Raw genomic sequence first — 23,281 nt, 5'->3', positions numbered from 1 at the left:
ACGACGGCAACTGCCCTGCGGTTGCCGCCGGTCGGGGTGGTCAGTAGAGCGAGTTGATCCGTCGCTGCATCGCTCGCAGCTCCGTGTCCTCCGGGCTGTACTCGACGGCCTTGCGGGCCAGGTCGCGGGCCTCCCGCAGCTGGCGGGCGTTGGCCCGCTGGACGGCGAACGAGCCGCAGACGATGCCCAGTTCGCGGTGCAGCTTGCCGGTGTCCTCCGGGGTGTCGGAGAGGCTGACCGCCTCCTCCAGCAGCCGGATCGCCTCGGGGTAGCGGCGGGCCTCGTAGTGGCCGATGGCCTCGCCGCGCCAGACGCTGACCATCAGGCGGCGGATGTCGGTCGAGTCGTCGTAGGACTTGGCCTTCTGCAGCATGGCGGCCTGGGCGGTGAACGGCTTGTCCTGCATGGCGTCCAGCACGTGGTTGGCGAGCATCACCGCGACCCGGCGCGGGGCCTCGCGCTCGACGTCGCCGTCCCACTCCGGGTCGGCGTCCAGCGCCTCGGCCATCCGCCGCACCGCGCGGACGCGGTCGTCGGCGAAGGCGGCGGAGCGGGCGAGTTGGCGCAGCACGAAGGCGAGGCCGAGCCTGTGGTCCGGGTCGGAGTTGAGGTCGATCAGCTTCCGCCAGGCGTCGGCGGCCTCCTCGAGCTCCGCGTCGGTCGATTCGGGGCGGCTGAGCTGGCCGGCTCGGTTGCCGAGGGCGGCTTCCAGGAAGTGCCGGGCGGTCGGGTCGCCGGGGACGAGCTCCATGCTCTTCTGCAGCAGGTCGAGGGCGCGGGTGTAGTCCTTGTCCTCGTTGTTGATCTTGCGGGCCCACTGGGCGTAGGTGGCGCCGAGGTCGCCGCGCACCTCCGGGTCGTCGGGGGCCAGCGCGAACGCCTTCTCCAGCAGCTCGGCCGCGCCGGGCTGGTCGTCGACGGTCTTCTTGAGCAGCGCGCGGGCGGCCCGCACGCCGGACTCGGCGGCGATGGCGGCGGCGTCGGCGGGCAGGACGGCGCCGGGGACGGAACGGGCGCGGGTGAGGCAGTCCAGGGCCTCGCGCCAGTCCTGGTTGCGGTGGTGCTCGCGGGCCTGGCTGACCAGGGACTCGCCGAGCAGCGCCTGCCAGCCCTCGCCGCGCTCGCTCTCTGCCACCGCGTCCAGGGCGGCGACGGCGGCCGCCTGCCGGCCCTGCAGCTGCAGGTAGCGCTGCGGGCCGAGGACGCCGAACAGGGCGAGGGCGCGGGTGGGCGCGGGGGCGTCGGGGCCGGCGGGCCGCCGCCAGGCCAGGACGGCCTGCTCGAAGGCCTCGCCCCAGGCGGCGAGTTCGGGCTCGGCGCGGAGCAGCCGGTCGAGCGTGGGGCCGGCCGTCAGGCGGCGGGCGGGGCGGCCGGGCAGCGCTATTCGGACGTCCTCGCCGGCGAAGGCGTCGGCGCTGTGGGCCTCCATGCCGAGGAGCAGCGTCCAGGCGCTCACCTCGTCGCCGCTGCGGCCGGCGGCCCGGTCGACGGCGCGCAGGTCGTCCCGGAGGCGGTCGATGAGCCCGGTACGGGCGGCGGCCAGCCGCTGCGGTTCGGCGGTGCGGCCGGTGATCCGGGCGGACTCGGCCCACAGCTCGGGCTGGTAGAGGGCGGCGACCAGGCAGCCGAGCGTCCAGGCCCAGACCTCCTCGTCCGCTGTCCCGGAGGCGGTGGTGGCGTCGTCGGCGGCGGCGGCGGAGGCGGCGGCGGACGCGGCGGCGAGGCGGTAGCCGGCCAGGCCGAGGGCGTGCAGCAGCCGTGGGTGGGCCGGGTCCTTGAGCAGCAGCTCGCGGTAGGCCTCCCAGGCCTCGCGGTGGCGGCCCTCGGTGGCGTGCTGGTGCGCCTCGTGCTCGGCGAGCAGGACCAGGGTGCCCGCCGCCTGCGGGTGAACGGGGGCGAGGGCGAGGGCCTGGCGCAGGTCCCCCGCGGCCCGTCCGGGCTGTTCGGCGGCGAGGGCGGCGCCGGCCCGGCGGACCAGGACGGCGGCGCGGACGGCGGTGGCGTCCGGCGGCAGTTCGGCCAGCGCCTCGTCGTGGCGGCCGAGTTCGGCGCGCAGCAGGGCGAGGTCGAGCCGGACCGGCGCGGCGGCGGCGCTGTCGCCGAGCGCCGCCGCCCAGGCGGCGAGGACGGGTTCGGCCTGCTCGGGCGTGCCGACGCGGCGGGCGCAGTCCAGGACGGCGCGCAGCGCGGGGCCGGCGCAGCGGACGCAGCGGGGTGAGCCGGCGCCGTCGGGGGTGTGCAGGTGGTCGGTGCAGGCCTCGCGGCCGCAGCCGCCGCAGGAGCCGGTGGCGGGCCGGTCGCAGACCGCGCAGTCGCCGGCGGCTTCCGCTGAACCCGACGGGGTGGTGCCCGGGGAAGGGGCGGTGCCTGCGGTCAGGAAGTGTCGGTACCAGTCCAGTGCGGCGGCCCAGTTGCCGGCCCGTTCGGCGAGCAGGGCGCGCAGCCGGGCGATCGCCGGGTCGCCGGTCGGGTCGGGCGGGCCGAGCAGGGCGATCGTCTGTGCCGGGCGGCCGGCCAGCAGGGCGACGGCGGCCAGGTGGTAGCGGTCGCGCAGGCCGCCGGCGGCGTCCAGCAGGGTGGTGACCGTCTCCGGAGTGCCCTCGGCGAGGGCGAGGGCGGCGCGCAGCCGGGCCTGCCGGTGGGTGAGGGCGCCGGGCAGGGTGTCGGCGAGCGCGAGCGCGGCGGTGGCGCGTTCGCGCTGCTCGGGCCGGTCGCGGCCGGTGACCAGCAGGTGGGCGGCCTCGCGCAGGGCGGCTTCGCGCAGCGCGGTGCGGTAGCCGGGGGCGGCGGGGTGTTCGGCGGTGGCCCGCTGCCAGAGTGCGCGGGCGGCGACCGGGTCGGTGGCCAGGCGGGTGCGGGCGAGCGTGTCGCGGGCCAGGGCCTGGCGCTCGCGCAGGTCCGCGTCGTCCAGGGGTTCCCAGCGGGCGAGGGCGCCGGCCGGGTCGTCGGTGCGGGCGAGGGCGAGGCCGTGGTGGAAGGCGGCGATCCGGGTCCAGCGGGAGCCGGGTTCGGTGTCGGATTCGGCGCGCAGGAGCGGCTGGGCCTCCTCGGCCTGCCCGGCGGCGAGCAGGGCGGCACCGAGCCGGACCCGGGCGGGGCGCCAGTCGGGGGTCTGACCGAGGCCGGCGCGGTAGTCGGCGGCGGCCTCGGCGGGGCGCTCGGCCCGTTCGTGGACCAGGGCGAGGCCGAACCGGGCCGGGGCGAAGGAGGGTTGGACGGTCAGGGCGGCGGTGAACTGTTCCCGGGCCTGGTCGTCGGCGCCGAGCAGCAGGGCGAGCCGGCCGAGGGCGTAGCGGGGGCGGGGGTCGGTCGGGTTCTCGACGGTGGCGGACGCGAAGTCGGTCCAGGCGGTCCCGGTGGCGCCGAGCCGCTGCCGGGCCAGGCCGCGGAAGAGCAGGCTGTCGGTGCGCAGCGCCGGGCCGCGTCCCCATGGCGAGGGCTCGCCGGGGTCGTGCCGCAGCGCCTCGTCGAAGGCCGCGATGGCGGGTTCGTCCCGGTGCAGGGTGTACAGCTGGGCGCCCCAGCGGAACCAGAGTTCGCCGCTGCCGGCGGGGGCCGCGGCGGCGAGCAGGGCCTCGGCCTCGGCGGCCCGGTCGGTGTCGCGGAGCAGGGCGGCGCGGGCGAGCACCGGCCAGTCGCGGCCGGGCAGGGCGGCGAGGGCGCGGGCGGTGGCGTCGTCGCGCTGCCCGGGGGCGCCGTCGCGGCACCGGCGCTGCAGCCAGTCGAGGGTGCGGGCGGCGGCGTCGGTCTCCTCGCCGGGCTCGGCGCCGGCGGCGGTGGCCTGGAGGAAGGCGAGCAGCGGTCCCAGGTCGCCGTCCGGGGCCTGTATCCGTTCCTCGGCGAGGAGGCGCAGGCTCCACCGGGGCAGTTGGCGGGCCGGGTCGGGGAGCAGTGGGAAGGCCTCGCGGTGCAGGGCGAGGGTGGCCTGCTGGTCGCCGGTGGGGAGGGTGGCCTCGGCCTGGCCGATCAGCGCGAGGCCGCGCTGCGGGCCCAGTTCCGCGGGCCCGGCGGCCAGTTGTTTCGCCAGCCGGGCGTAGCGGCGCCGGGCCTGGGCGGCCTTGCCGGCGGCGAGCCGTTCGGCGGCCGTGGCCAGGGCTTTCGTCACCGTCGCGGCGTCCAGGGCCCGTCGGCGGCGCGCCAGTACGACGGCGGCCGCTCCGGCCAGTGCCACCACGATCAGCAGCACCGCTAGCAGCGCCATGCACCGTCCCCCTGTGTCAGGATGTCGCCCACTCCATGATCAATGAGGTTCGACCGATCATGAGTTGACGTTGTGTCGTGATGTTGCTCGGGCGCCATCAGAATAGGCCCTCGGTCGGACAGACGAACAGCGAAGAGCACTATCCTGGGCAACGCGTCAGCAGGACGTGAACAAGCGCGTCAACTGCGGTCGGAAGCGGCGGGCGGTCAAAAGCGCCGAGCAGTCGGAAGCGTCGAGCGGTCAGCGTCGAGCGGTCAGCGTCGAGCGGTCAGAAGCGTCGGGGGTCCTGTGTCCGAGTCTCGTTGGGTACCCGGGCTCCGGTTCGGGCCGGAGTTCGACCCCGAGCAGTACGAACTCCTCGAATTCCACCACCGGGGCGGCGAGGCCGAGGTGTGGCGGGCGGTGCGCACCGGCCACAACGGCCGCAAGGAGCTGGTCGCCGCGAAGATCATGCTGGAGCGCGATCCCTCCGAGGTCCGGCGCTGGCTCGGGCGCTGGGACGACGTCTCGCACAACGCGCACCGGCTGGACGTCACCGACCTGGTGGTGCCCAGCTTCCTGCTCGGCCCCTCCCCGCACCGGCCCGGCGCGGTGCCCTCCGGCGCGCTGCTGGGCTACCAGATCTCGCCCTGGGTCGAGGGCGTGCCGCTGCACACCTGGGCCCGCTCCCAGCGCGGCGGTCCGGCGGCGGTGGCCGAGGTCCTGGCCGGGCTCTGCCGGATCGTCGACGAGCTGCACCGCAAGCGCTGGGTGCACCGCGACATCTCCCCCGCCAACGTCCTGGTGGACGGCCAGGGCCACGTCAAGCTGATCGACCTGACCTTCCTCGCCCCGCTCGACCACACCCTGACCGTCGCGGTGTTCACCCCCGGGCACGTCCCGCCGGAGGCCGAACAGGTCGGCGGTTTCCCGACCACCGCCAAGGACCTGTTCGCGGTCGGCACCCTCGCCCGCACCCTGCTGCTGCCCGACCACGGCCGGCTCGACCACCGGCTCGCCGCCGAACAGGCCCGCGCCGAACTGCTCGCGGCCGGTTACCGCGAGGAGCTGGCGCGCTGGGCGTGCGAGCCGCTGGCCCGCGCCCCGGAACGCCGCCCCTCCCCGCTCGGCCCGTGGGCCGGCCGCGGCCGCGAACTGCTCCGCGCCCACCGGCCGGTGGCCCGCACCGCCGGCCTGGCCGTCCTGCCCGACCGGGCCGGGCGCCCCCTGGTGGTCACCGGTGGTGGTGACGGCACCGCGCTGGCCGGCCCCGGCCGCGCCGGGCACCGACTGCCCACCGGCCAGGGGCCGGGCGCCGTACGGGAGTTGATGGCCGGCTGGGCGGGACGCCAGGGCGAGCTGGTGGTCTGCGCCGAGGACCGCGGCAACACCCTGTGGATCGGCACGTCGGCCGGCTGGTGGGAGGCCGCGCGCGGGGTCAACGGGCTGGCCGGAGCGGTCGGTCCGGCCGGGGAGATGACGGTCTGGACGGCCGTCGGCGGCGCGCTGCGCTCCTACCGCTGGGCACCCGGCCTCACCCTCACCGGCCAGGAGCTGCCCGGCTGCCCCGCCGACCGGGTGCTCGCGGCCGTCGAGGAGCGGCCCGGCTGGTGGCTGGTCCTGGTCGAGCACCGCGGCCGGGTCCTGAGCTGGCGGCCCGGTTCCGCCGAACCGCCCGCCCCGCTCGGCCCGAGCGGCGCGCCGCGCGCCGGGGCACTGGCCCGCACCTCCGCCGGATCGCAGGCCGCCACCCTGCGACCCGACGGCTCCGTCCAGTTGCACACCCTCGGCACCGCCGGGCCGGGCACCGAGATCGGCGACGGCGAGCCCTCCCTCGGCATCGCCATGGCGGGCCACCGCGGCGGCCCGACCATCGCGCTGGCCGGTGCGGGCGGCGTACGGCTGCGGCTGCCGGCCGGCGGCGCCTCCCGCCGGCCGCGCTGGTGGCGGCCGACCCTGCGCCCGGCCACCCGCGTCGCGCTCGCGATGGGCGACGACTGGCGGCTCTGCCTGGCGGCGGTGGTGGAGGGCGAGTTGCAGGTGTGGCAGGAGGACGCGGCCTACCGCTGGCAGGCGGTCGAGCTGCCGGAGGAGCCGTAGGGCCGCCCGTCTGCTCAGCGGAGGTCGGCCGCGTCGTTCACCGCGCCGAAGGCGGCCCGGGTCGAGGCCCGATCAGGCCTCCGGCAGGACGTGGACCGGGCCGACCGCACTCACGTACGCCTCGCCGCCGACCGGCCACGGGCGGTCGGCGGAAGCGATCAGCCCGTCCGGCAGGTCGCCAGCCTCGGGTCGCAGTTCGACCCGGTGGTCGTGGCCACGGAAGTCGCTGCCGAGCACCTTGGCCGGGACGGCGCCCGCCACCGGTGTGGCGGTGAGGCGGAGTTGGGCGGGGCGGAGCAGGGCGAGGGCACTTCCGGAGGCGGGGGTGGCGAGCGGGAGGACACCGAAGGCGGTGCGGGCGTCGACTCCCCCGGCCTCGGCGGGGATGAGGTTCGCCTCGCCGAGGACGCCGGCGACGGCGGCGTCGGCCGGGCGGTGGTAGAGCTCGTCGGGGCTGCCGGACTGGGCGATCCGGCCATCCCGCAGCACGGCAATGGTGTCGGCGAAGGAGAGCGCCTCGTCCTGGTCGTGGGTGACCAGGACCGCCGTGGTGCCGGACTGCCGCAGGGTACTGGCGACTTCGCGGCGCAGTTCGGCCCGCAGCGCGGCGTCCAGGGCGGCGAACGGCTCGTCGAGCAGCAGGAGTCGGGGGCGGGGCGCCAACGCTCTTGCCAGGGCGACGCGTTGCTGCTGGCCGCCGGAGAGCTGGTGCGGGCGGCGTTCGCCGAGGCCGGGCAGGCCGACGAGCTCCAGCAGCTCCTCGACCCGGGCACGGCGCTGCGAACGCGGCAGTCCGAAGCCGATGTTGGCGGCGACGCTCAGGTGCGGGAACAGGGCTCCGTCCTGCGGGACGAGGCCGATGCCCCGGCGTTCGGCGGCGAGCCGGCTGCGGCCGTCGTCCAGGACGCGGCCGTGCAGCACGACCTGCCCGGCGGCGGCCGGATGGAAGCCGGCCAGTACGCGCAGCAGGGTGGACTTGCCGCAGCCGGAGGGGCCGAGGACGCAGGCGAGGGCGCCGTCCGGCACGGTCAGGTCGATGCCGTGCAGGACGGGGCTGCGCCCGTGGGCGGCGTGCAGGTCGACGACGGACAACCCGGTCATCGGGTGCTCCCTAGGCTTCGACGGGTCAGCAGCAGGACGGAGGGGACGGACAGTGCCACCATCAGCGCCGCGTACGGCGCGGCCGCCCCGTAGGCGAGGCCGCTGGTGTAGACCCAGAACTGGGTGGCCAGGGTCTGGGTGCCGGTCGGGCGCAGCAGCAGGGTGGCGGTGAGTTCGGTGGAGGCGGTGAGGCCGACCATGGCGACGGCGGCACCGAGGCCGGGCAGGACCAGTGGCAGGGTGACCCGGCCGAGGACGGCGAGGGGCCGGGTGCCGAGCGAGCGGGCGGCTTCCTCGACGCCGGGCGGTACCTGGGCGAGGGCGGCGCGTACCGCGGTCAGGGCGAGGGGGAAGAACAGCAGGACGTACCCGAGGATGAGCATCGGCGGCTGCTGGTACAGGGGTTGGGCCCAGCGGACGGCGAAGAACACCACCGAGAGGGCGACCGCGATGCCGGGCAGCGCCCGGGTGAGGTACGCGATCCGCTCGACGGCGCGGGCGGGCCGGGTGCCGCGCCGCCAGCCGTACAGGGCGACGGGGATGGCGCAGACCGTCGCGACCAGGGCCGCGCCGAGGGCGTACCCGAGGGTGGCGAGGGTGGCACCGAGGACGGAGGCGGAGGGCAGGGTGGTGGAGCTGCCCTTGACCAGCCAGTACGCCAGCGCGTACAGCGGCACGCCGAGCGAGACGCCGACCAGCGTGGCCAGTGCGACCAGGGCCGGGAGCGTCCAGCCGCCGAGGCGTACGGGTACGGCGGGGCGGGCGAGGGCGCCGTGCCGGGTGATCCGGGCCTGGCGGCCGGCCCAGGCCTCGAGGGCGACGAGCAGCAGGGCGAGTCCGACCAGCACCAGGGTGAGCAGGGAGGCGGAGGCCGCGTCGAAGCCGAGCTTGTACTGGGTGAACACGGCGGTGGCGAAGGTGGTGTAGCGCAGCATCGCGAAGGCGCCGTACTCGCCGAGCAGGTAGAGCGAGACGAGCAGGACGCCGCCGGCCAGGGCGGGCCGGGTGAGCGGGAGGGTGACTCGCCACAGGGTGGCGAGCCGGCCGCGGCCGAGCGAGCGGGAGACCTCCTCGGCGGCGGCGTCGCCGTGCCGCAGGGCGGCGGCGACCGGGAGGAAGACCAGGGGGTAGAGCGAGCAGGTCATCACCAGGACCGCGCCCCAGTAGCCGTGGACGGAGCGGAACAGCGAGACCCAGGAGTAGCCGCGGACGAACTCCGGTACGGCGAGCGGCAGGGCGAGCGCGACGGTCCAGGCGCGGCGGCCGGGAATGGTGGTGCGTTCGACCAGGTAGGCGGCGCCGAAGCCGAGGACGGCGGTGGCGAGGGTGACGGCGGCGGCCAGGCCGAGGGTGTGCCCGAGCAGGGTGGCGATCAGCGGGCGGCCGAGCAGCCGCCGGGTCTGACCCCAACCGGCTTGGGCGGCTTGGGCGATGACGAAGCCGAGCGGCGAGGCGACAACCGCGACGACGGCGACGGCGACGGGTGCGAGCAGGCCGGTGGCCCGCCACCGCCGGAGCGGGGACGGGCCCTTGGCGCGAAGCGGGTCGCGGGGGAATGTCACTGGAGCAGTCCGGCGTCCTGCAGCAGGGCCAGGGCCTGCTTGCCGTCGCCGAGCTGGGCCGGGTCGGCGACGGTGCCGAGGCCGTCCAGGGCGGGCAGTTCGGGCTTGCCCTGGACGCCGGGGACCAGCGGGTACTCGTAGCTGGCGGAGTCGGCGATGACGGTCTGGGCCGGGGCGGAGGCGAGGTAGCCGAGGAAGGCCTGGGCGGCGGCCTGGTGCTTGCCGTGCTTGAGGACGCCGGCGCCGGAGACGTCGACCAGCGAGCCCGGGTCGCCCTTGGGGAAGTAGTGCAGGGTCGCGTGGGTCTCGGCGGCGCCCTTCTCGTCGCGCATCCGGTAGAAGTAGTAGTGGTCGATGACGCCGCCCTCGACCTCGCCGCTGTTGATCGCGGCGGAGAGGTCCTCGTTGCTGTCGTAGACCTTGGCGTTGTCCTTGAGGCCCTTGAGCCACTGCTTGGCGGCGTCCTCACCCTTGGCCTTGAGGACCTGGGTCACGACGGGGGCGAAGTCGGTCTCGCCGGGGGCGATGCCCAGGCGGCCCTTCCACTCGGGCTTGGCCAGGTCGAGCACCGAGGCGGGCGGCGCGGTGTCGGCGCCCTTGCCGGTGCCGGCCAGGAAGGCGGAGGTGCGGGCGGAGATGCCGACCCAGTCGCCGTTGCCGGAACTGTCGGCGGCCGGAACGGACTTGAGGGTGTCGGGGGCGACCTTGGAGAGCAGGCCCTTGTCGCCGAGGACGGTGAGTGCGGGCGGGTTCTCGGCGTAGAAGACGTCGGCCGGGGAGGCGCCGCCCTCCTGGAGGATCTGGTTGGCGAGCTCGGCCTCGTCGCCGGAGCGCAGCTCGACCTTGATGCCGGTGCGCTTGGTGAAGTCCTCGGTGAGGGCCTTGACGGTCTGCTCGTGCTGGCCGCTGTAGACGGTGATGGTCTGGCCGGCCGACGCCGTGCCGGAGTCCGTGGGTGTGTTCCCGGAGCCACTGCTGCCGCAGGCGGTGAGGGAGAGCGCGCAGGCGGCGAGGAGGGACAGGGCCGCGAGGGGTCGGACGGTGCCGGGCAGGGTGGTTCCGGGCATGGTGAGGGTCCTCCGAGGGTGGCGGGGGTCGGCCGTACGGGCCCGCGGTCGACGCGGGGGACCGGGCTGGCGACACCAGAACCTAGGGCAGGGAAGGCTTGCCTAACAAGTGTCGGAGCGTCACATCTCGGTCCGGTCGCGACAGGGTAGGACTTCGGTGAGCGCTACCCCAAGTGAACGCAAAACACCCTTCAAGAACAGGCCGGAACGGGAGGAAGCGCCCACCTGGGAGGAGTCGGCCGGCCATCGCCCCCCGCTACGGTGCGTAACGGCAGCCCCGAGACCCGGCGACCCGGCGACCCGGCGACCCGGCGACCCGGCGACCCAGGACGCACCGAGGCCCCGGAACCGGTGTCGGTTCCGGGGCCTCGCCCGCAGGAGTCGGACTCAGCGGAAGCGGCGGAGCCGGAGGCTGTTGCCGACCACGAAGACCGAGGAGAAGGCCATGGCCGCCCCCGCGATCATCGGGTTGAGCAGCCCGGCGGCGGCCAGCGGCAGCGCGGCGACGTTGTAGCCGAAGGCCCAGAACAGGTTGCTCTTGATGGTGCCGAGGGTCTTGCGGGAGAGCCGGATGGCGTCCGCCGCGGCCAGCAGGTCGCCGCGGACCAGGGTGAGGTCGCCGGCTTCGATCGCGGCGTCGGTGCCGGTGCCCATCGCCAGGCCCAGGTCGGCCTGGGCGAGGGCCGCGGCGTCGTTGACGCCGTCGCCGACCATCGCGACGACCTTGCCCTCGGCCTGCAGCCGCTTGACGGAGTCGACCTTGTCCTGGGGCATGACCTCGGCGATCACGTGCTCCGGCTTGATGCCGACCTCGGCCGCCACGGCCTCGGCGACCAGCCGGTTGTCGCCGGTCAGCAGCACCGGGGTGAGGCCCAGTTCGCGCAGCTTGCGGATCGCCTCGGCGCTGGTCGGCTTGACCGCGTCGGCGACCTCCAGGACGGCCCGCGCCTCACCGTCCCAGCCGACCGCGATCGCCGTACGGCCGGCGGCCTCGGCGGTGCGCTTGGCCTCGGCCAGGCCCTCCGGCAGGTACTGCGACCACTCGTTGAGCAGCGCCTCCCGGCCGGCCACCACCGCGTGGCCGTCCACCACGCCCTGGACGCCCAGGCCCGGGACGTTCTCGAAGCCCTCGACGGCGGGCAGTTCGCCGGCCTTGGCGGCGGCGTTGGCGACGGCCCGGGCGATCGGGTGCTCGGAGGCGTGCTCCAGGGCGCCGGCCAGGCGCAGCACCTCGGCCTCGGTGGTGGTGCCGGCGGTGTGGACGGCGAGCAGGGTCATCTGGCCGGTGGTGACGGTGCCGGTCTTGTCGAGGACGATGGTGTCGACCTTGCGGGTGGACTCCAGGACCTCCGGGCCCTTGATGAGGATGCCGAGCTGGGCGCCGCGGCCGGTGCCGACCAGCAGCGCGGTCGGGGTGGCCAGGCCGAGGGCGCACGGGCAGGCGATGATCAGCACGGCCACTGCTGCCGTGAAGGCGGCGGTCCAGCCCTCGCCGGTGCCCAGCCAGTAGCCGAGGGTGGCCACCGCGAGGGTGATCACGATCGGTACGAAGACCGCGGAGATCCGGTCCGCGAGGCGCTGCGCGGCGGCCTTTCCGTTCTGCGCGTCCTCGACGAGCTTGGCCATCCGGGACAGCTGGGTGTCCGAGCCGACCCGGGTGGCCTCGACCACCAGTCGGCCGCCCGCGTTGACGGTGGCACCGGTGACGTTGTCGCCGGCCCCGACCTCGACCGGGACGGACTCGCCGGTCAGCATCGAGGCGTCCACCGCGGAGGCGCCCTCGACCACCACGCCGTCGGTGGCTATCTTCTCGCCCGGCCGGACCACGAAGCGGTCGCCCACGGCGAGTTCGGCGATCGGGATGCGGACCTCGGTCGCGCCGCGCAGCACCGTCACGTCCTTGGCGCCCAGTTCCAGCAGCGCCTTGAGCGCGGCGCCGGCGGTGCGCTTGGAGCGGGCCTCGAAGTAGCGGCCCGCCAGGATGAAGGCGGTGACGCCGGCCGCCGCCTCCAGGTAGATGTTGGACGCGCCGTCGCTGCGGGCGATGGTGAATTCGAAGCCGTGGCGCATGCCGGGCATCCCGGCGTCGCCGAAGAACAGGGCCCACAGCGACCACAGGAACGCGGCGCCGGTGCCGAGCGAGACCAGGGTGTCCATCGTCGCGGCGCCGTGCTTCAGGTTGGTCCAGGCGGCGCGGTGGAACGGCCAGGCGGCGTAGGTGACCACCGGGGCGGCCAGGGTCAGGGACAGCCACTGCCAGTTGTCGAACTGCAGGGCCGGCACCATCGCCATCGCGATCACGGGCACGGCGAGCGCCAGCGCGGTGAACAGCCGGGCGCGCAGCGGGGCCAGGTCGTCCGCCGGCTCGGCCGGCTCGCCGGAGTCGGTCCGGCCGTCGGCGGCCGGGGGCTTGGGCAGCGCCGCGGTGTAGCCGGTGGCCTCGACGGTGGCGATCAGGTCGGTGACCTCGACGCCGTCCTCGAAGGAGACCTTCGCCTTCTCGGTGGCGTAGTTGACGCTGGCGGTGACCCCGTCCATCCGGTTGAGCTTCTTCTCGATGCGGGCCGCGCAGGAGGCGCACGTCATTCCGCCGATCGAGAGTTCCACCTCCGCGGAGGCGGGTGCCTGCGTAGTCATCGTCGCTCCTCGTCACAGTCGTCGTGCGGTTCGTTCGGCGGCCGGGCCTTCATACCCAGGAGGGGTAGCAAGCGGTGCCGGGTTCATTTATACCCCCATGGGGTATCGAGGGCAAGCCCCGAGCGATACCCCTGGCAGGTATTTTTCGCGGCGCCCGACCGCTTGACTTGATACCCCCATGGGGTATTCACTCGAGGGTGTCGAGCCGGGGCCGCGCAGCCCCGCGCCTCCTGCACCCCCGCACACCCCGCCGGAATCCCGAGGAGGACCACATGGCCGGCTACCGCACCGAGAAGGACCAGCTCCTGCGCAGACTGCGCCGCGTCGAGGGCCAGATCCGCGGCCTCCAGCGCATGGTCGACACCGACACCTACTGCATCGACGTACTGACCCAGGTCTCGGCCGCCACCAAAGCCCTCCAGTCCGTCGCACTGCAACTGCTCGACTCCCACCTCGCCCACTGCGTCCACGACGCCATCGCGGGCGGCGGCGACGAAGCCGACGCGAAGGTCGCCGAGGCCTCCCAGGCCATCGCCCGGCTCATGCGCGCCTGAGCCCCTTCCGTTCCGTCCGTACGACCGCCGACACGACCGCCCGAGGAGAACCCGCCATGAACACCGCGCTGCGCATCACCGCCTTCACCGCCGGCCTCGCCGCCGCCTTCGGCCTCGCCCTCGGCGTCGGCAACGCCACCGGCAGCGGCCCCTCCCCCAAGCCCGCCACGCACGCGGGACACGACGCCGGCGGACACGCCGGACACACCGAGGACGCGGGGGGCGGAGCAGCCACCGAGCACCTGCCGGGCGGGCTGCAGATCTCCGAACGCGGCTACACGCTCAGCGTCGAGAACCCCATCGTCACCGCCGGCTCCCCCACCGACCTGCGGTTCCGCATCCTCGGCGCCGACGGCAAGCCGGTCACCGCCTACCAGCAGCAGCACGACAAGGAACTGCACCTGATCGTCGCCCCGCGCGACCTGTCCACCTTCCAGCACCTGCACCCGACCCTCGCCGCCGACGGCACCTGGAGCGCCCCGACCGCCGTACCCGCCGCAGGGGAGTACCGCGTCTTCGCCGACTTCACCCCGGCCGGCGACGCCGAAGGCCTCACCCTCGGCGCCGACCTGCACGCCGCCGGCGACCTGCGCCCGGCCCCGCAGCCGGAGACCGGACGAACCGTCACCGTCGACGGCTACACCGTCGCCCTCGGCGGCGACCTCACCCCCGGGCGAAGCGGCCGGCTCACCCTGAACGTCAGCAAGGACGGCACGCCGGTCACCGACCTCCAGCCCTACCTCGGCGCCTACGGCCACCTCGTCGCGCTCCGCGCCGGCGACCTCGCCTACCTCCACGTCCACCCGGACACCACCACCCCGGGCCCGGAGATCGGCTTCACCACCACCGCCCCGAGCACCGGGAGTTACCGCCTCTTCCTGGACTTCCAGCACCAGGGCACCGTCCACACGGCGGCCTTCACCGTGACGACGAACGGCACCCCGACCGCCCCCACCCACCCGACCGAGGCGGCCGGCGCCCACCAGCACTGAGCAACACCCGCACGAACAGGGCCGGGCGATCCACACGGGATCGCCCGGCACCGGCGTTTACCCGAACGGGTGTCGGGCGGCTTGCCGGAGCACCGAGCGGAGAAGGGCTTCCGGGTTACCCGGGGTGGCCGCCCAGAGCTGTATCTCGGCGTGGGCGGCCTGGCGGCGGGGGCTGACGGCCCGGACCGGACGGGAGAACTGGGCACTGAGGCACCACCACATCTCGATGCGGGCCCAGATGGGGCGACGGATCACTCGGGGGCCGTCGCGCACAGGCAGATCGGGTGGGCGGACTCGACGCCGATGAAGGCGATCGCACGCACCTCGCCGAACTCGACCAGCTGGTGGGCGATTCGGGCTTCGGAGGCCGGGGAGAAGTAGTCGGCGAGGTAGCCGGCCTGGTCGTCGTCCAACGGGAGCCGGGCCAGGCTGGTCCGGATGGCGTCGAGGGCGTCGGCGAGCTTGGCGAAGGTGGCGACCTTCGTAACGCCCTTGATCTCGACGGTGACGGGGAAGGGGAGTTCGACACTCACTGCGCGCCCCCACCGATCAGCGCCCACATCACCTTGCCGACGCCACCCGCACGCGGGCAGCACCCCCAGCCGGACGCCAGATGGGAGACCAGCCAGAGCCCGCGCCCCGTCTCGTCGTACTCGGCAGCGGGGTGCGGCACGGGCGGCCGGTTGGCGTCGGCGTCGTGCACCTCGATGCGGAGCGAGTCGGGGCACAGCTCGAACCAGATGAAGATGAGCCGCCCCGGCGGGGTCTTGGCGTGGAGGACTGCGTTGGTGACGAGCTCACCGAGCACCAACTCGCCGGTGTCGAGGAACCGTTCACCATCGAGCTGGTTGGTGAGGAAGGTTCGGAGCAGCCGCCGGGCGAAGCCGGCGGACTTGTGGTGCCTGGGCAGCCACCAGGAGTACGGATTGGTGGGAGCGGGCGGCTTCTCCAACGTTCCGGGCATGGCGGGGCCTCCTCCGGGAGTGGTGGGAAAGTTCGCGATCCGAAGGGCGGCGGAGGGCAAAGGGATGCCCGAGCGATGAGCCGCGAAGATCACGCTGTGTAGCTCGGTTCACTACGCCAAGTAGCATGCCCCTTGCGGATGTCATCTCGCAACCCTGAACGTCAATTCGCATATGCTCTTTCAAATCTGATGTGACGACACTCCGTCCGTCACGCCAAACTGTGATGCAACGACAGAACGCGATGAGGGGAGGCCGGAGCGTGACTGCAATGCCGACGGTGCGCCGCCGAATGCTGGGTGCGAAGCTCCGGAAGATTCGGGAGGACCTGCGCCTCACGGTTGACGAGGTGTCGGCCCGGCTCGGCTGGCACCAATCCAAGGTCAGCCGGCTGGAGAACGGCCGCTATGGCGTGCGCGCGAACGAGGTCGGGATGCTGCTCGACGTCTACCAGGTCAGCGATCCCGAGACCCGCGAAGCTCTCGCGACGTTGGCACGCGAGGGCAAACGCAGGGTGTGGTGGCAGCCCTACTCCGATGTGATCACGCAGCACTACGCTTCGTTCATCAGCTTCGAGGCGGAAGCCGTGGCGATTCGGAACTTCGAGTCGTCGCTCGTGCCGGGGCTGCTCCAGACTGCCGACTACGCGCGTGCTTTGATCCGACAGCTTGAGTCCGACGCCACACCTGACGAGATCAACGCACTGGTCGATGTGCGTTTGGCTCGCCAGAACGCGACACTTCGGCGAGAGAATCCGCTGAAGCTATGGGCGATCGTGGATGAGGCCGCGCTCCGGCGCCTGATCGGCAGCCAAGCCACCATGGCCAAGCAGTTGCAGCAGCTCATCGCCGCCTCCCGCGAGCCACACGTGACCTTGCAGGTAGTGCCGTTCTCTGCTGGGGCTCACGCTGGCGTCCATGGGTCGTTCGCGACTCTGGAGTTTCCTGTTCGGGGAGATCTCGACGTGGTGTACACCGAGGCGCTGACGAGTAGCCTCTATCTCGAACGAGATAACGACGTCGCTGCCTATGATCAGGCGTTTGATCGGCTGCGGGCAGCAGCACTCGACGTTGCGCCGTCACGGCGGCTTATCGCGCAGATCGCAAAGGAACTTGAGTGATGATCATCGACCAGAGCAGCCAGGACCTGCACCGCGCCATCTGGCGAAAGAGCAGGTTCAGCGCCAACCAGGGGAACTGCGTCGAGGTCGCGGACGGCTTCGTTGACATCGTCCCGGTCCGCGACTCCAAGGACCCCCACGGTCCGGCGCTCATCTTCCCCCCCGACGCCTGGACGGCCTTCGTCGCCGCGATCAAGACCGGCGAACTCCCCAGCACCTGAACGCCTCTGTGTGAGAAGTCGGCCACGCCGACTTCTCACACATGTCGTCCGCGCTCAGTGAACAGGCGTCGAAAGCTGCTGATCTCCGAAGTGGCAGGAAGCTATGGACACGGTTGACCTGACAGGAGCGGCGTGGTTCAAGTCCAGCCGCAGCAACGGACAATCCGCATGTGTTGAGGTCGCGTTCCTCAACAGCGGCATCGTTCCCGTCCGTGACTCAAAGGACCCCCACGGTCCGGCGCTCACCTTCCCCACCGACGCCTGGACGGCCTTCGTCACCTCCATCAAGACCGGGGATATCCCCAACGCCTGAACGCCCCTGCGCGAGAAGTCGGCCAGGCCGACTTCTCGCGCACGTGTTGTCAGTGGTGGTCGTGACCCGCGTGCTCGCCCGCATCCGGGGCGCCGCCCATCATCCGTAGCATCGCGGCGCCGCCGGTGCGGAGGAAGCGGATGAGCAGTCCCAGCGCCAGGAGCAGGAAGGCGATGTTGAGCCAGGTGGTGTAGTTCCACTCGACGCCGGACATCGGGATCTCCGCGTCCCGCTGGTCCGGCACCAGGCCGAGGGCGCCGAAGAGGAACTCGACGGCGTACCCCGCGAGGACCATCGCGACGTAGAAGGTGCCGAGCAGGAAGAGCGCCATCCGGGGGCCGTAGTACTTCCGGTAGATGTTCAGGATCGGCAGGATCAGCAGGTCCGCGAAGATGAACGCGACCACCCCGCCGAAGCTGATGCCGCCGTTCCAGAGCACCACGGCCAGCGGCACGTTGCCGATCGAGCAGACGAACGACGCGATCGCCACCAGCGGGCCGACCAGCGGGCCCCAGAGCTTGCCGGCGAGCGGGTGGTCGACGAAGAAGAAGGCCTGCCAGAAGGAATCCGGCACCCAGGCGGCGATGGCGCCGGCGATGAGCAGACCGATCACCAGGTCCCTGAGGATCGCCGCCCACTCCATCACGAAGACGTGCGAGACCGAGGTCAGCCCCCGGCCGGACAGCAGTCGGCGGGCGAAGGAGCCCTCCCCGGCCACCGACATGTCCATCGCCGCGTGGCCCTCCATCGACCCCGCCCGGCCGTGCTCCGCCTGTTCGCGGGCTTCGCGCAGCAGCCGGTCCCGCAGCAGCAGTCGGAAGAGGACGGCGAGCAGCAGGATCATCACCGGCCCGCCGACGAATTCGGCCGCGGTGAACTGCCAGCCGAGCAACAGGGCCAGGATCACGCCGAGTTCGACGACCAGGTTGGTCGAGGCGATCTCGAAGGCCATCGCGGCGGTGAAGTTCGCGCCCTTGCGGAACAGCGAGCGGGTCAGCGCAACGGCCGCGTACGAGCAGGAGGAGGAGGCCATGCCGAGACCGGCGGCGACGGCGAGGGTGCGCGGGCGGTCGTCGCCGAGCAACCGGACGACGGTGGACTTGCGGACGACGGCCTGGACGACGGCGGAGAGCAGGAAGCCGAGGATCAGGGCCCAGGTGATCTCCCAGGTCATCGACCCGGTGATGGACAGCGCGTGCAGGATCGCGTGCATGAGGGTCCGCCTTCCCGTGGTGCCGGTGCCGGTGCCGGAGCCTGCGGCTGTGCCGTGGGGCTCCGATGGGCGCTGATCACGCTATACCCGCACGGGGTATGGAGAACCCTGGCACGCCCAGCGCCCGGAGCGGCAACGACCAGCCGGGCGTCGCACGGTCTCACCCGACCGTCGCGGACTGCGCCTCAGCAGCCGAGGCGGCCGCAACTCGCCGACCAGGCATGCGGAACGCGCGCTCCGCACGCCGGTCCACGACCCGGCGAGAACGGCGCGAGCATACCCTAGGGGGGTAATGTTTATCCATAGAAGCCCAAGAGCCCAAAGGCACATTCGGGTAAGGGTATCGCCCCCGCACCCCGGCGGACGGGCGTCTATGCTCGTCGATCGTGCTCGTTCGATCACGGCGAGCAAGGGCCTTCATGGGGGGAGACCAACTGATGACCGGCACCTTGGGGTACACCGTCCAGCCCGGCGCGCTGGATGGCGTAGCGACAGCACTCGAAAACGTCGCGACCGACCTGGCGTCAGCCGACCTTGCCTACACCGGGCTGGTGACCTACGAGTCCAGCGCCTTCGGCGAGTTCGGGATGGACCAGGCGTGGTCGGCCTTCGACGCCAACTGGTCGAAGGAACTGCACGTCACCCAGCGCGCCGTGACCGAGCTGGCGCAGAAGGTGTCCAAGACCAGCGGCAACTACCGCGTCGCCGAAGCCGAGGTCGCCTCGTCGATGACCCCCGAGCACGCCTGATGAGCAAGGTCACCGAGCTCAAACAAGCCCAGCAGGCCATGAAGGCGATTCAACCGCTCAGCGGCGGTGGCGCCGCCGAGCTGATGAAGGCCATCCAGAAGGCGCTGGCCGTGCCCGGGCCGGTCGGCGCTCCGGACACGATCCGTGACCGGGCCAAGGACTACGCGAAGGCCGCCAAGGCATACGAGAAGGCATCCGCCGATCTCGGCACGGTCGCCGACGCCAGACTGCCGAGCGCCTGGACCGGCGCCGTCGCCGAGCACGCAACCGAAGCCGTGCGGGCGCTGGCGAACGAACTGGACGTCTCGAAGAAGACCCTGGAGCTGGCCGCCACCTGGCTGAACTCCTGGGCAGAAGAGCTGAGTACGGCCCGGAACTACGACGAGATCGGCGTGCACGACCTGAATCAGGCGCTGAAGTCGATCGCTTTCAGCCCCTTCGCCGCCGCCGGCCTCACGGACGCCCTGGACGGGGTGTCGTGGCGGCTCATGGGCGCCGAGCGGGCGGAGATGTGCGGCACCCGCACCGCGAGCATGCTCAACCAGTTCGCCGCCCGGGCCCGCGCCGAGCGCGCGGGGCAGGGCAAGACCGATCCGCTCGCCGCGCTGGTCCTGGCCAACGAGAAGGGCCCCGGTGGCACGGACGACGGCGATTACATCCTGACCCCCGACCAACTCTCGCGCGCGAACGGGTTCCTGGCCGGACTCAACGCCGATGACCAGGCCGCGTTCCAGGGCATGCTCTCCGGCGCCAAGTCACCGGAGGAGGCCGCCTACCTCTGGAAGGCCATGGCCGCCGGCCACACACTGGCCGAGGTCCAGCAGTTCGGAGCACTGATCCACCCCCACGGCGACGACCCGACCTGGCTGGCCCAGCACCTGGTCCCGGCCCTCCGTACGGACGACGCCGGCCAGGAGTCCACCACCGACGTCACGGGACTCATCTACCAGGGCAAGGCAGTCCCCACCTCGGGCGTAAGACTCGGCAGCGGCGGCGGCTCGTACAGCCAGGGCGGCGTCGGCGACTGCGTCGCCGCCTCCACCGTTGTCGCCGCCCTCAAGCTGGACCCGGTCACGATGCTCCGGATCACCACCGGCAACACACCCGACGTCCCGGGAGCGGATTCGTCGGCCAACTTCGAGCATCGGCTCCAGCAGCTCTACATCTCGCAGTACCAGCAGGGCCAGACGGCCAACGGCGACGAGAAGATCTACCCGCAGTCGAACGCGGGAGTCGGCCCGAAGGGAAACACGTTCCTCGCCAACCAGAACCTCGGAAAGGCGACCGGCGACACGTACGAATACGTCAATCTCAGCACCGAGGACGACCGACGTGCGGCCGTTGCCCGGATCGAGAAGGCCGTGGACGAAGGCAAGCCCGTGCCGTTCTGCGCCCTCGACCCCACCAGCAAGGACGATCCCAAGGCACACCAGATGGTGATCACCGCCCGGGACGGCGACCGGCTCCAGGTCTACAACCCCTGGGGCCAATCCGAATGGATAACGGAAGACCAGTTCATCCACAGTCATGTGAACGACGGACACCTCACGAACAACGCCGCCATCAACATGCCCTACGGTGCGGAGCTGCCGAAATGACGACCGTCCGACTGGATGCCGAGCTGATGACCGGCTACGACGTGGAAGCCGCCGTCACCCGCGGGCTGCTGATCGACGGCACCCCGCGCCGGGTGCTCTTCGACGAGGCCGCGATCGCCGCCTCCTACCAGGCCGAGGCACTGCTCATCGGCCCCCACCCGCTGGGTTTCCTGGCCCAGTACGTCCGCGCCGGCGGCTTCACCGCCGCGCTCGACCTGCCCGAGCCGGTGATCGGCCGGGCGGCGGGCGAGTTGGTCCGTGGCTGGCTGCGCGCGGCCGCCGCCACCGGGGCGGACCTCCAGCGCGAGGTCCTGTTCGCCCGTTGGCTGGCCTCCGTGGCGCTGCTCATCGCCATGCGTCGCCGAGTCCGGGAGGACGGGAACTGATGCGTCGTTTCATCGCCGGTGCGGCGGCCCTCCTGGCCGCCGTGCCGCTGCTCGCCGCCTGCTCCTCCGACGGGCCATCCCTCTGGGCGCCGGTGTCCGGTTCGCCCACCGACCGGCCGACGACGCAGAGTGTCCCATCGGCCGTCCGGCCGGATCAGGAGATCGCCCTCCCCTCCCGGGCCGAGGCCTTCCAAGCCGCCTCCCCGTACCCGCCCAGCACGGTGACGCTGGCCGTCGGGCAGCGGCTCGGCGTTCCTGGAAGTCTGGTCAGCGTCACGGCCGTGACCTGGACGCTCACCTCGCCGGGCGACGGTGCCGTCCTGCGGCGCGGCCCGGACTTCGTCTCCGACCGGTGCCCGGTGGACTCGGTCGGGTGCGACGCGGGGGGCGGCGAGACCTTCCTCGCGCTCGCCCCCGGCAGCACCACGCTGACCTGGGCACTCCACGACCGGGGCCGGTGCCCCGAATCGCGGACGCCGCCGAATCCGGCGTGCGACAGCGTCACCAAGAGCATCCAGGTTACCGTCCGCTGACCCGCTCTCCCCGCGCCGCCACCGGGGAGGCTCAGTCGCCCGCCGGGTGGGGGTGGGGGTGCCGCGTTTCCCGTGAGACCTGCACTGCCCTTCATCCAGAGGCTCGCGCCATCCTGCGATACCCTAGGGGGGTATAGTATATTCAAGCGAAGCAGCCGACCGGGCCAACTCCGGGCGGCATCGGGTACTGACGACAGGAGCACAGCCATGAGCGAGACCACCGTCACCGTCGAGTCGGCCACCACCGAGGGCTCCTCCTGCTGCGGTTCGTGCGGCACCGGCGCCACCGAGGCCCCCGCCGCGTCGGACCTGAACCTGACCTCGGCCTTCCAGGTCAAGGGCATGACCTGCGGCCACTGCGTCACCTCGGTCACCGCCGAGCTGAAGAAGATCGACGGCGTCACCGACGTCGCCGTGGACCTCGCCTCCGGCAAGGTCACCGTCGGCAGCACCCGGCCGCTCGTCGACGCCGACGTGGCCGCCGCCATCGACGAGGCCGGCTACGACCTGGTCGGCCGCCTCGACGGCTGACCTACCGCCATCGGCCCGGACGCCCCCTCGGTCCGGGCCGACTCCCCTGCTACCGCGCCCCGGTAGAGTGAGAGCGCTCCTCACCGCACAGGAACCGGAGACGGCCATGGCCAGCTACAGCCTCCACAAGGACGACTTCCTCAAGCGGCTCCGCCGCGTCGAGGGGCAGATCCGCGGCCTGCAGCGCATGGTCGAACAGGACACCTACTGCATCGACGTCCTCACCCAGGTCTCCGCCGCCAGCCGCGCACTCCAGTCCTTCGCCCTCCAACTCCTGGACGAGCACATCGAATGCTGCGTCCGCGACGCCATCGCCGAGGGCGGCCAGGAGGCGGGCACCAAGATCCGCGAGGCCAATCAGGCCATCGCCCGCCTCGTCCGCTCCTGATCCGGCGAGGACGGCATCCGGAGGACGGCACCCGTTCGACGCGTGGGCCCAGCAGCGAAGTCTGCTGGGCCCCACGCTTGTTCACCACCCGCGGGTAGGGGGTGGGGGTATGCTCAAGGCCCGCCGGACGGGCGGGACGACCGGACACCGACCGGGCAGGACAGACCGAACAAGGGGGGATCCACCGTGTCGACGATCGAATTCGTCCGCCGGCTGGACGGCCTGGTCTACCGCTTCCACGCGGACGGCACCTTCAACGGCAGGCCGTCGTTCAAGCGGACCGACCTCGACATCTGGTGCCGCCGGCTTCCCGAGCGCGGCTGGTGCACGGTCGACGCCGACGGGGTGCCCAACTCCGCGCCGCTGCCCGGCGGAACGGCTGAGGAGCCGTTCCCGCCGCTCTGCCCCTGGCGCAGTTGGAAGGCCGGCAAGTCGTACCTCTACGACCTGCGCCGCAGCGGCCGGGAGCCGTAGCGCCAGCGCGCGGCCCGAAAGTGGCTCGCGCCCCCCGGAGCCGTGGCTCCTCAGACCCGGTCGAGCGCCCGATGCGGCCCGTCCGGCAGCTCGACCGCGATCGCGTCGCCGGGCCGGATCGCGCCGCCCGTACGGACGATGCCCATGATTCCGGCGCGGCGGACGATCGTGCCGTCCTCGGCGCGGCCGACGACCTGCTTGAGCAGGCCCGTGCGGTAGTTGTCGATCTGCGCGCACGGGTTGCGCAGGCCGGTGATCTCCACCTCCGCCCCGGTGCCGATCCGCAGCACCGCGCCGACCGGCAGGCCGAGCAGGTCCACGCCCTCGGTGGTGATGTTCTCGCCGAGCGCGCCCGGCGCCACGTCGAAGCCGGACTCGGCGAGTTCGGTGAGGAGTTCGCGGTGGATCAGGTGGACCTGGCGCAGGTTGGGCCGGGTCGGGTCCTGGGCGACGCGCGAGCGGTGCTTGACCGTCACCCCGGCGTGCACGTCGCCCTCCACGCCGAGTCCGGCGAGCAGCGTGATGCCGTCCCGGTTCGGCTTGGTGAACGAGTACTCGGCGTTGCTGCTGACTGCCACCACGATGCCGCTCATAGCTCGA

At 72.8% G+C, this 23,281-nt stretch carries 22 protein-coding genes; 13 read left to right on the top strand and 9 right to left on the bottom strand.

Annotated features, from left to right (window positions below; genetic code table 11):
• Positions 1 to 40 precede the first annotated feature (40 nt).
• Complete coding sequence (locus ACZ51D_RS11250; protein ID WP_465617347.1) at positions 41 to 4,201, bottom strand: CHAT domain-containing protein; 4,161 nt, start codon at positions 4,199 to 4,201, stop codon at positions 41 to 43.
• A 288-nt stretch (positions 4,202 to 4,489) separates the two neighbouring features.
• Here ACZ51D_RS11250 and ACZ51D_RS11245 point away from each other — a divergent pair, with 288 nt between their 5' ends.
• Positions 4,490 to 6,280 carry a protein kinase domain-containing protein gene (locus tag ACZ51D_RS11245; RefSeq protein WP_465617345.1) on the top strand — a complete coding sequence of 597 codons (1,791 nt, stop codon included), beginning with the start codon at positions 4,490 to 4,492 and terminating at the stop codon, positions 6,278 to 6,280.
• A 72-nt stretch (positions 6,281 to 6,352) separates the two neighbouring features.
• Here the strand turns inward: ACZ51D_RS11245 and ACZ51D_RS11240 are convergent, their stop codons facing one another.
• The 4 genes from ACZ51D_RS11240 to ACZ51D_RS11225 form a co-directional block, all read right to left on the bottom strand.
• Positions 6,353 to 7,381 (bottom strand): ABC transporter ATP-binding protein, encoded by a 1,029-nt coding sequence (locus tag ACZ51D_RS11240; RefSeq protein WP_465617343.1) that lies wholly within the window; start codon positions 7,379 to 7,381, stop codon positions 6,353 to 6,355.
• Positions 7,378 to 8,943 carry an ABC transporter permease gene (locus ACZ51D_RS11235; RefSeq protein WP_465617341.1) on the bottom strand — a complete coding sequence of 522 codons (1,566 nt, stop codon included), beginning with the start codon at positions 8,941 to 8,943 and terminating at the stop codon, positions 7,378 to 7,380. Before ACZ51D_RS11235 ends, ACZ51D_RS11240 begins: the two co-directional genes overlap by 4 nt.
• Entirely contained in the window at positions 8,940 to 10,010 is a 1,071-nt protein-coding gene (locus ACZ51D_RS11230; protein ID WP_465617339.1) for an iron ABC transporter substrate-binding protein, read from the bottom strand. The genes ACZ51D_RS11235 and ACZ51D_RS11230 overlap by 4 nt, the downstream gene beginning before the upstream one ends.
• Positions 10,011 to 10,397: 387 nt before the next feature.
• Entirely contained in the window at positions 10,398 to 12,647 is a 2,250-nt protein-coding gene (locus ACZ51D_RS11225) for a heavy metal translocating P-type ATPase (protein ID WP_465661972.1), read from the bottom strand.
• Positions 12,648 to 12,919: 272 nt separating this feature from the next.
• Between ACZ51D_RS11225 and ACZ51D_RS11220 the strand changes: the two genes are divergently transcribed.
• Positions 12,920 to 13,201: a metal-sensitive transcriptional regulator gene (locus tag ACZ51D_RS11220; RefSeq protein WP_360492073.1), complete on the top strand. Its 282-nt coding sequence runs from the start codon at positions 12,920 to 12,922 to the stop codon at positions 13,199 to 13,201.
• A 56-nt stretch (positions 13,202 to 13,257) separates the two neighbouring features.
• Positions 13,258 to 14,193, top strand: a complete 936-nt coding sequence (locus ACZ51D_RS11215) for a hypothetical protein (protein WP_465661971.1) — start codon at positions 13,258 to 13,260, stop codon at positions 14,191 to 14,193.
• Between the two features lie 251 nt (positions 14,194 to 14,444).
• Here the strand turns inward: ACZ51D_RS11215 and ACZ51D_RS11210 are convergent, their stop codons facing one another.
• The gene (locus tag ACZ51D_RS11210) at positions 14,445 to 14,726 is read right to left on the bottom strand and encodes a hypothetical protein (protein ID WP_465617333.1); all 282 of its coding nucleotides are present in this window, start codon (positions 14,724 to 14,726) and stop codon (positions 14,445 to 14,447) included.
• Positions 14,723 to 15,157, bottom strand: a complete 435-nt coding sequence (locus ACZ51D_RS11205; RefSeq protein WP_465661970.1) for an ATP-binding protein — start codon at positions 15,155 to 15,157, stop codon at positions 14,723 to 14,725. The genes ACZ51D_RS11210 and ACZ51D_RS11205 overlap by 4 nt, the downstream gene beginning before the upstream one ends.
• 269 nt (positions 15,158 to 15,426) lie before the next feature.
• Here ACZ51D_RS11205 and ACZ51D_RS11200 point away from each other — a divergent pair, with 269 nt between their 5' ends.
• From ACZ51D_RS11200 to ACZ51D_RS11190, 3 genes are all read left to right on the top strand, one after another.
• Positions 15,427 to 16,275, top strand: a complete 849-nt coding sequence (locus ACZ51D_RS11200; RefSeq protein ID WP_465662039.1) for a helix-turn-helix domain-containing protein — start codon at positions 15,427 to 15,429, stop codon at positions 16,273 to 16,275.
• Entirely contained in the window at positions 16,275 to 16,496 is a 222-nt protein-coding gene (locus ACZ51D_RS11195) for a DUF397 domain-containing protein (RefSeq protein WP_465661968.1), read from the top strand. Before ACZ51D_RS11200 ends, ACZ51D_RS11195 begins: the two co-directional genes overlap by 1 nt.
• Before the next feature lie 103 nt (positions 16,497 to 16,599).
• On the top strand, positions 16,600 to 16,809 hold the full coding sequence (locus tag ACZ51D_RS11190) for a DUF397 domain-containing protein (RefSeq protein WP_465661966.1): 210 nt from the start codon (positions 16,600 to 16,602) through the stop codon (positions 16,807 to 16,809).
• Positions 16,810 to 16,858: 49 nt separating this feature from the next.
• On the opposite strand, the gene ACZ51D_RS11185 is transcribed toward ACZ51D_RS11190, so the two are convergent.
• Positions 16,859 to 18,022 carry a permease gene (locus tag ACZ51D_RS11185; RefSeq protein ID WP_465661965.1) on the bottom strand — a complete coding sequence of 388 codons (1,164 nt, stop codon included), beginning with the start codon at positions 18,020 to 18,022 and terminating at the stop codon, positions 16,859 to 16,861.
• A gap of 437 nt (positions 18,023 to 18,459) precedes the next feature.
• Between ACZ51D_RS11185 and ACZ51D_RS11180 the strand changes: the two genes are divergently transcribed.
• The 7 genes from ACZ51D_RS11180 to ACZ51D_RS11150 all read left to right on the top strand — a co-directional run bounded on the left by ACZ51D_RS11180 (position 18,460) and on the right by ACZ51D_RS11150 (position 22,681).
• Positions 18,460 to 18,771, top strand: a complete 312-nt coding sequence (locus ACZ51D_RS11180; protein ID WP_465661964.1) for a type VII secretion target — start codon at positions 18,460 to 18,462, stop codon at positions 18,769 to 18,771.
• Positions 18,771 to 20,369, top strand: a complete 1,599-nt coding sequence (locus ACZ51D_RS11175; RefSeq protein WP_465661962.1) for a hypothetical protein — start codon at positions 18,771 to 18,773, stop codon at positions 20,367 to 20,369. Before ACZ51D_RS11180 ends, ACZ51D_RS11175 begins: the two co-directional genes overlap by 1 nt.
• Positions 20,366 to 20,755: a hypothetical protein gene (locus ACZ51D_RS11170; RefSeq protein ID WP_465661961.1), complete on the top strand. Its 390-nt coding sequence runs from the start codon at positions 20,366 to 20,368 to the stop codon at positions 20,753 to 20,755. Before ACZ51D_RS11175 ends, ACZ51D_RS11170 begins: the two co-directional genes overlap by 4 nt.
• Positions 20,755 to 21,288: a hypothetical protein gene (locus ACZ51D_RS11165; protein ID WP_465661960.1), complete on the top strand. Its 534-nt coding sequence runs from the start codon at positions 20,755 to 20,757 to the stop codon at positions 21,286 to 21,288. Before ACZ51D_RS11170 ends, ACZ51D_RS11165 begins: the two co-directional genes overlap by 1 nt.
• 207 nt (positions 21,289 to 21,495) lie before the next feature.
• The gene (locus ACZ51D_RS11160; protein WP_465661959.1) at positions 21,496 to 21,819 is read left to right on the top strand and encodes a heavy-metal-associated domain-containing protein; all 324 of its coding nucleotides are present in this window, start codon (positions 21,496 to 21,498) and stop codon (positions 21,817 to 21,819) included.
• A 106-nt stretch (positions 21,820 to 21,925) separates the two neighbouring features.
• On the top strand, positions 21,926 to 22,207 hold the full coding sequence (locus ACZ51D_RS11155; protein WP_360492100.1) for a metal-sensitive transcriptional regulator: 282 nt from the start codon (positions 21,926 to 21,928) through the stop codon (positions 22,205 to 22,207).
• Between the two features lie 186 nt (positions 22,208 to 22,393).
• Complete coding sequence (locus tag ACZ51D_RS11150) at positions 22,394 to 22,681, top strand: hypothetical protein (protein ID WP_465661957.1); 288 nt, start codon at positions 22,394 to 22,396, stop codon at positions 22,679 to 22,681.
• Between the two features lie 50 nt (positions 22,682 to 22,731).
• Here ACZ51D_RS11150 and ACZ51D_RS11145 read toward each other — a convergent pair whose 3' ends face one another.
• On the bottom strand, positions 22,732 to 23,274 hold the full coding sequence (locus ACZ51D_RS11145; RefSeq protein WP_465661955.1) for an MOSC domain-containing protein: 543 nt from the start codon (positions 23,272 to 23,274) through the stop codon (positions 22,732 to 22,734).
• Positions 23,275 to 23,281: the final 7 nt, after the last annotated feature.

This window comes from Kitasatospora sp. NPDC033851, assembly GCF_055576085.1.
This window is presented reverse-complemented; position numbering and strand designations above follow the sequence as displayed.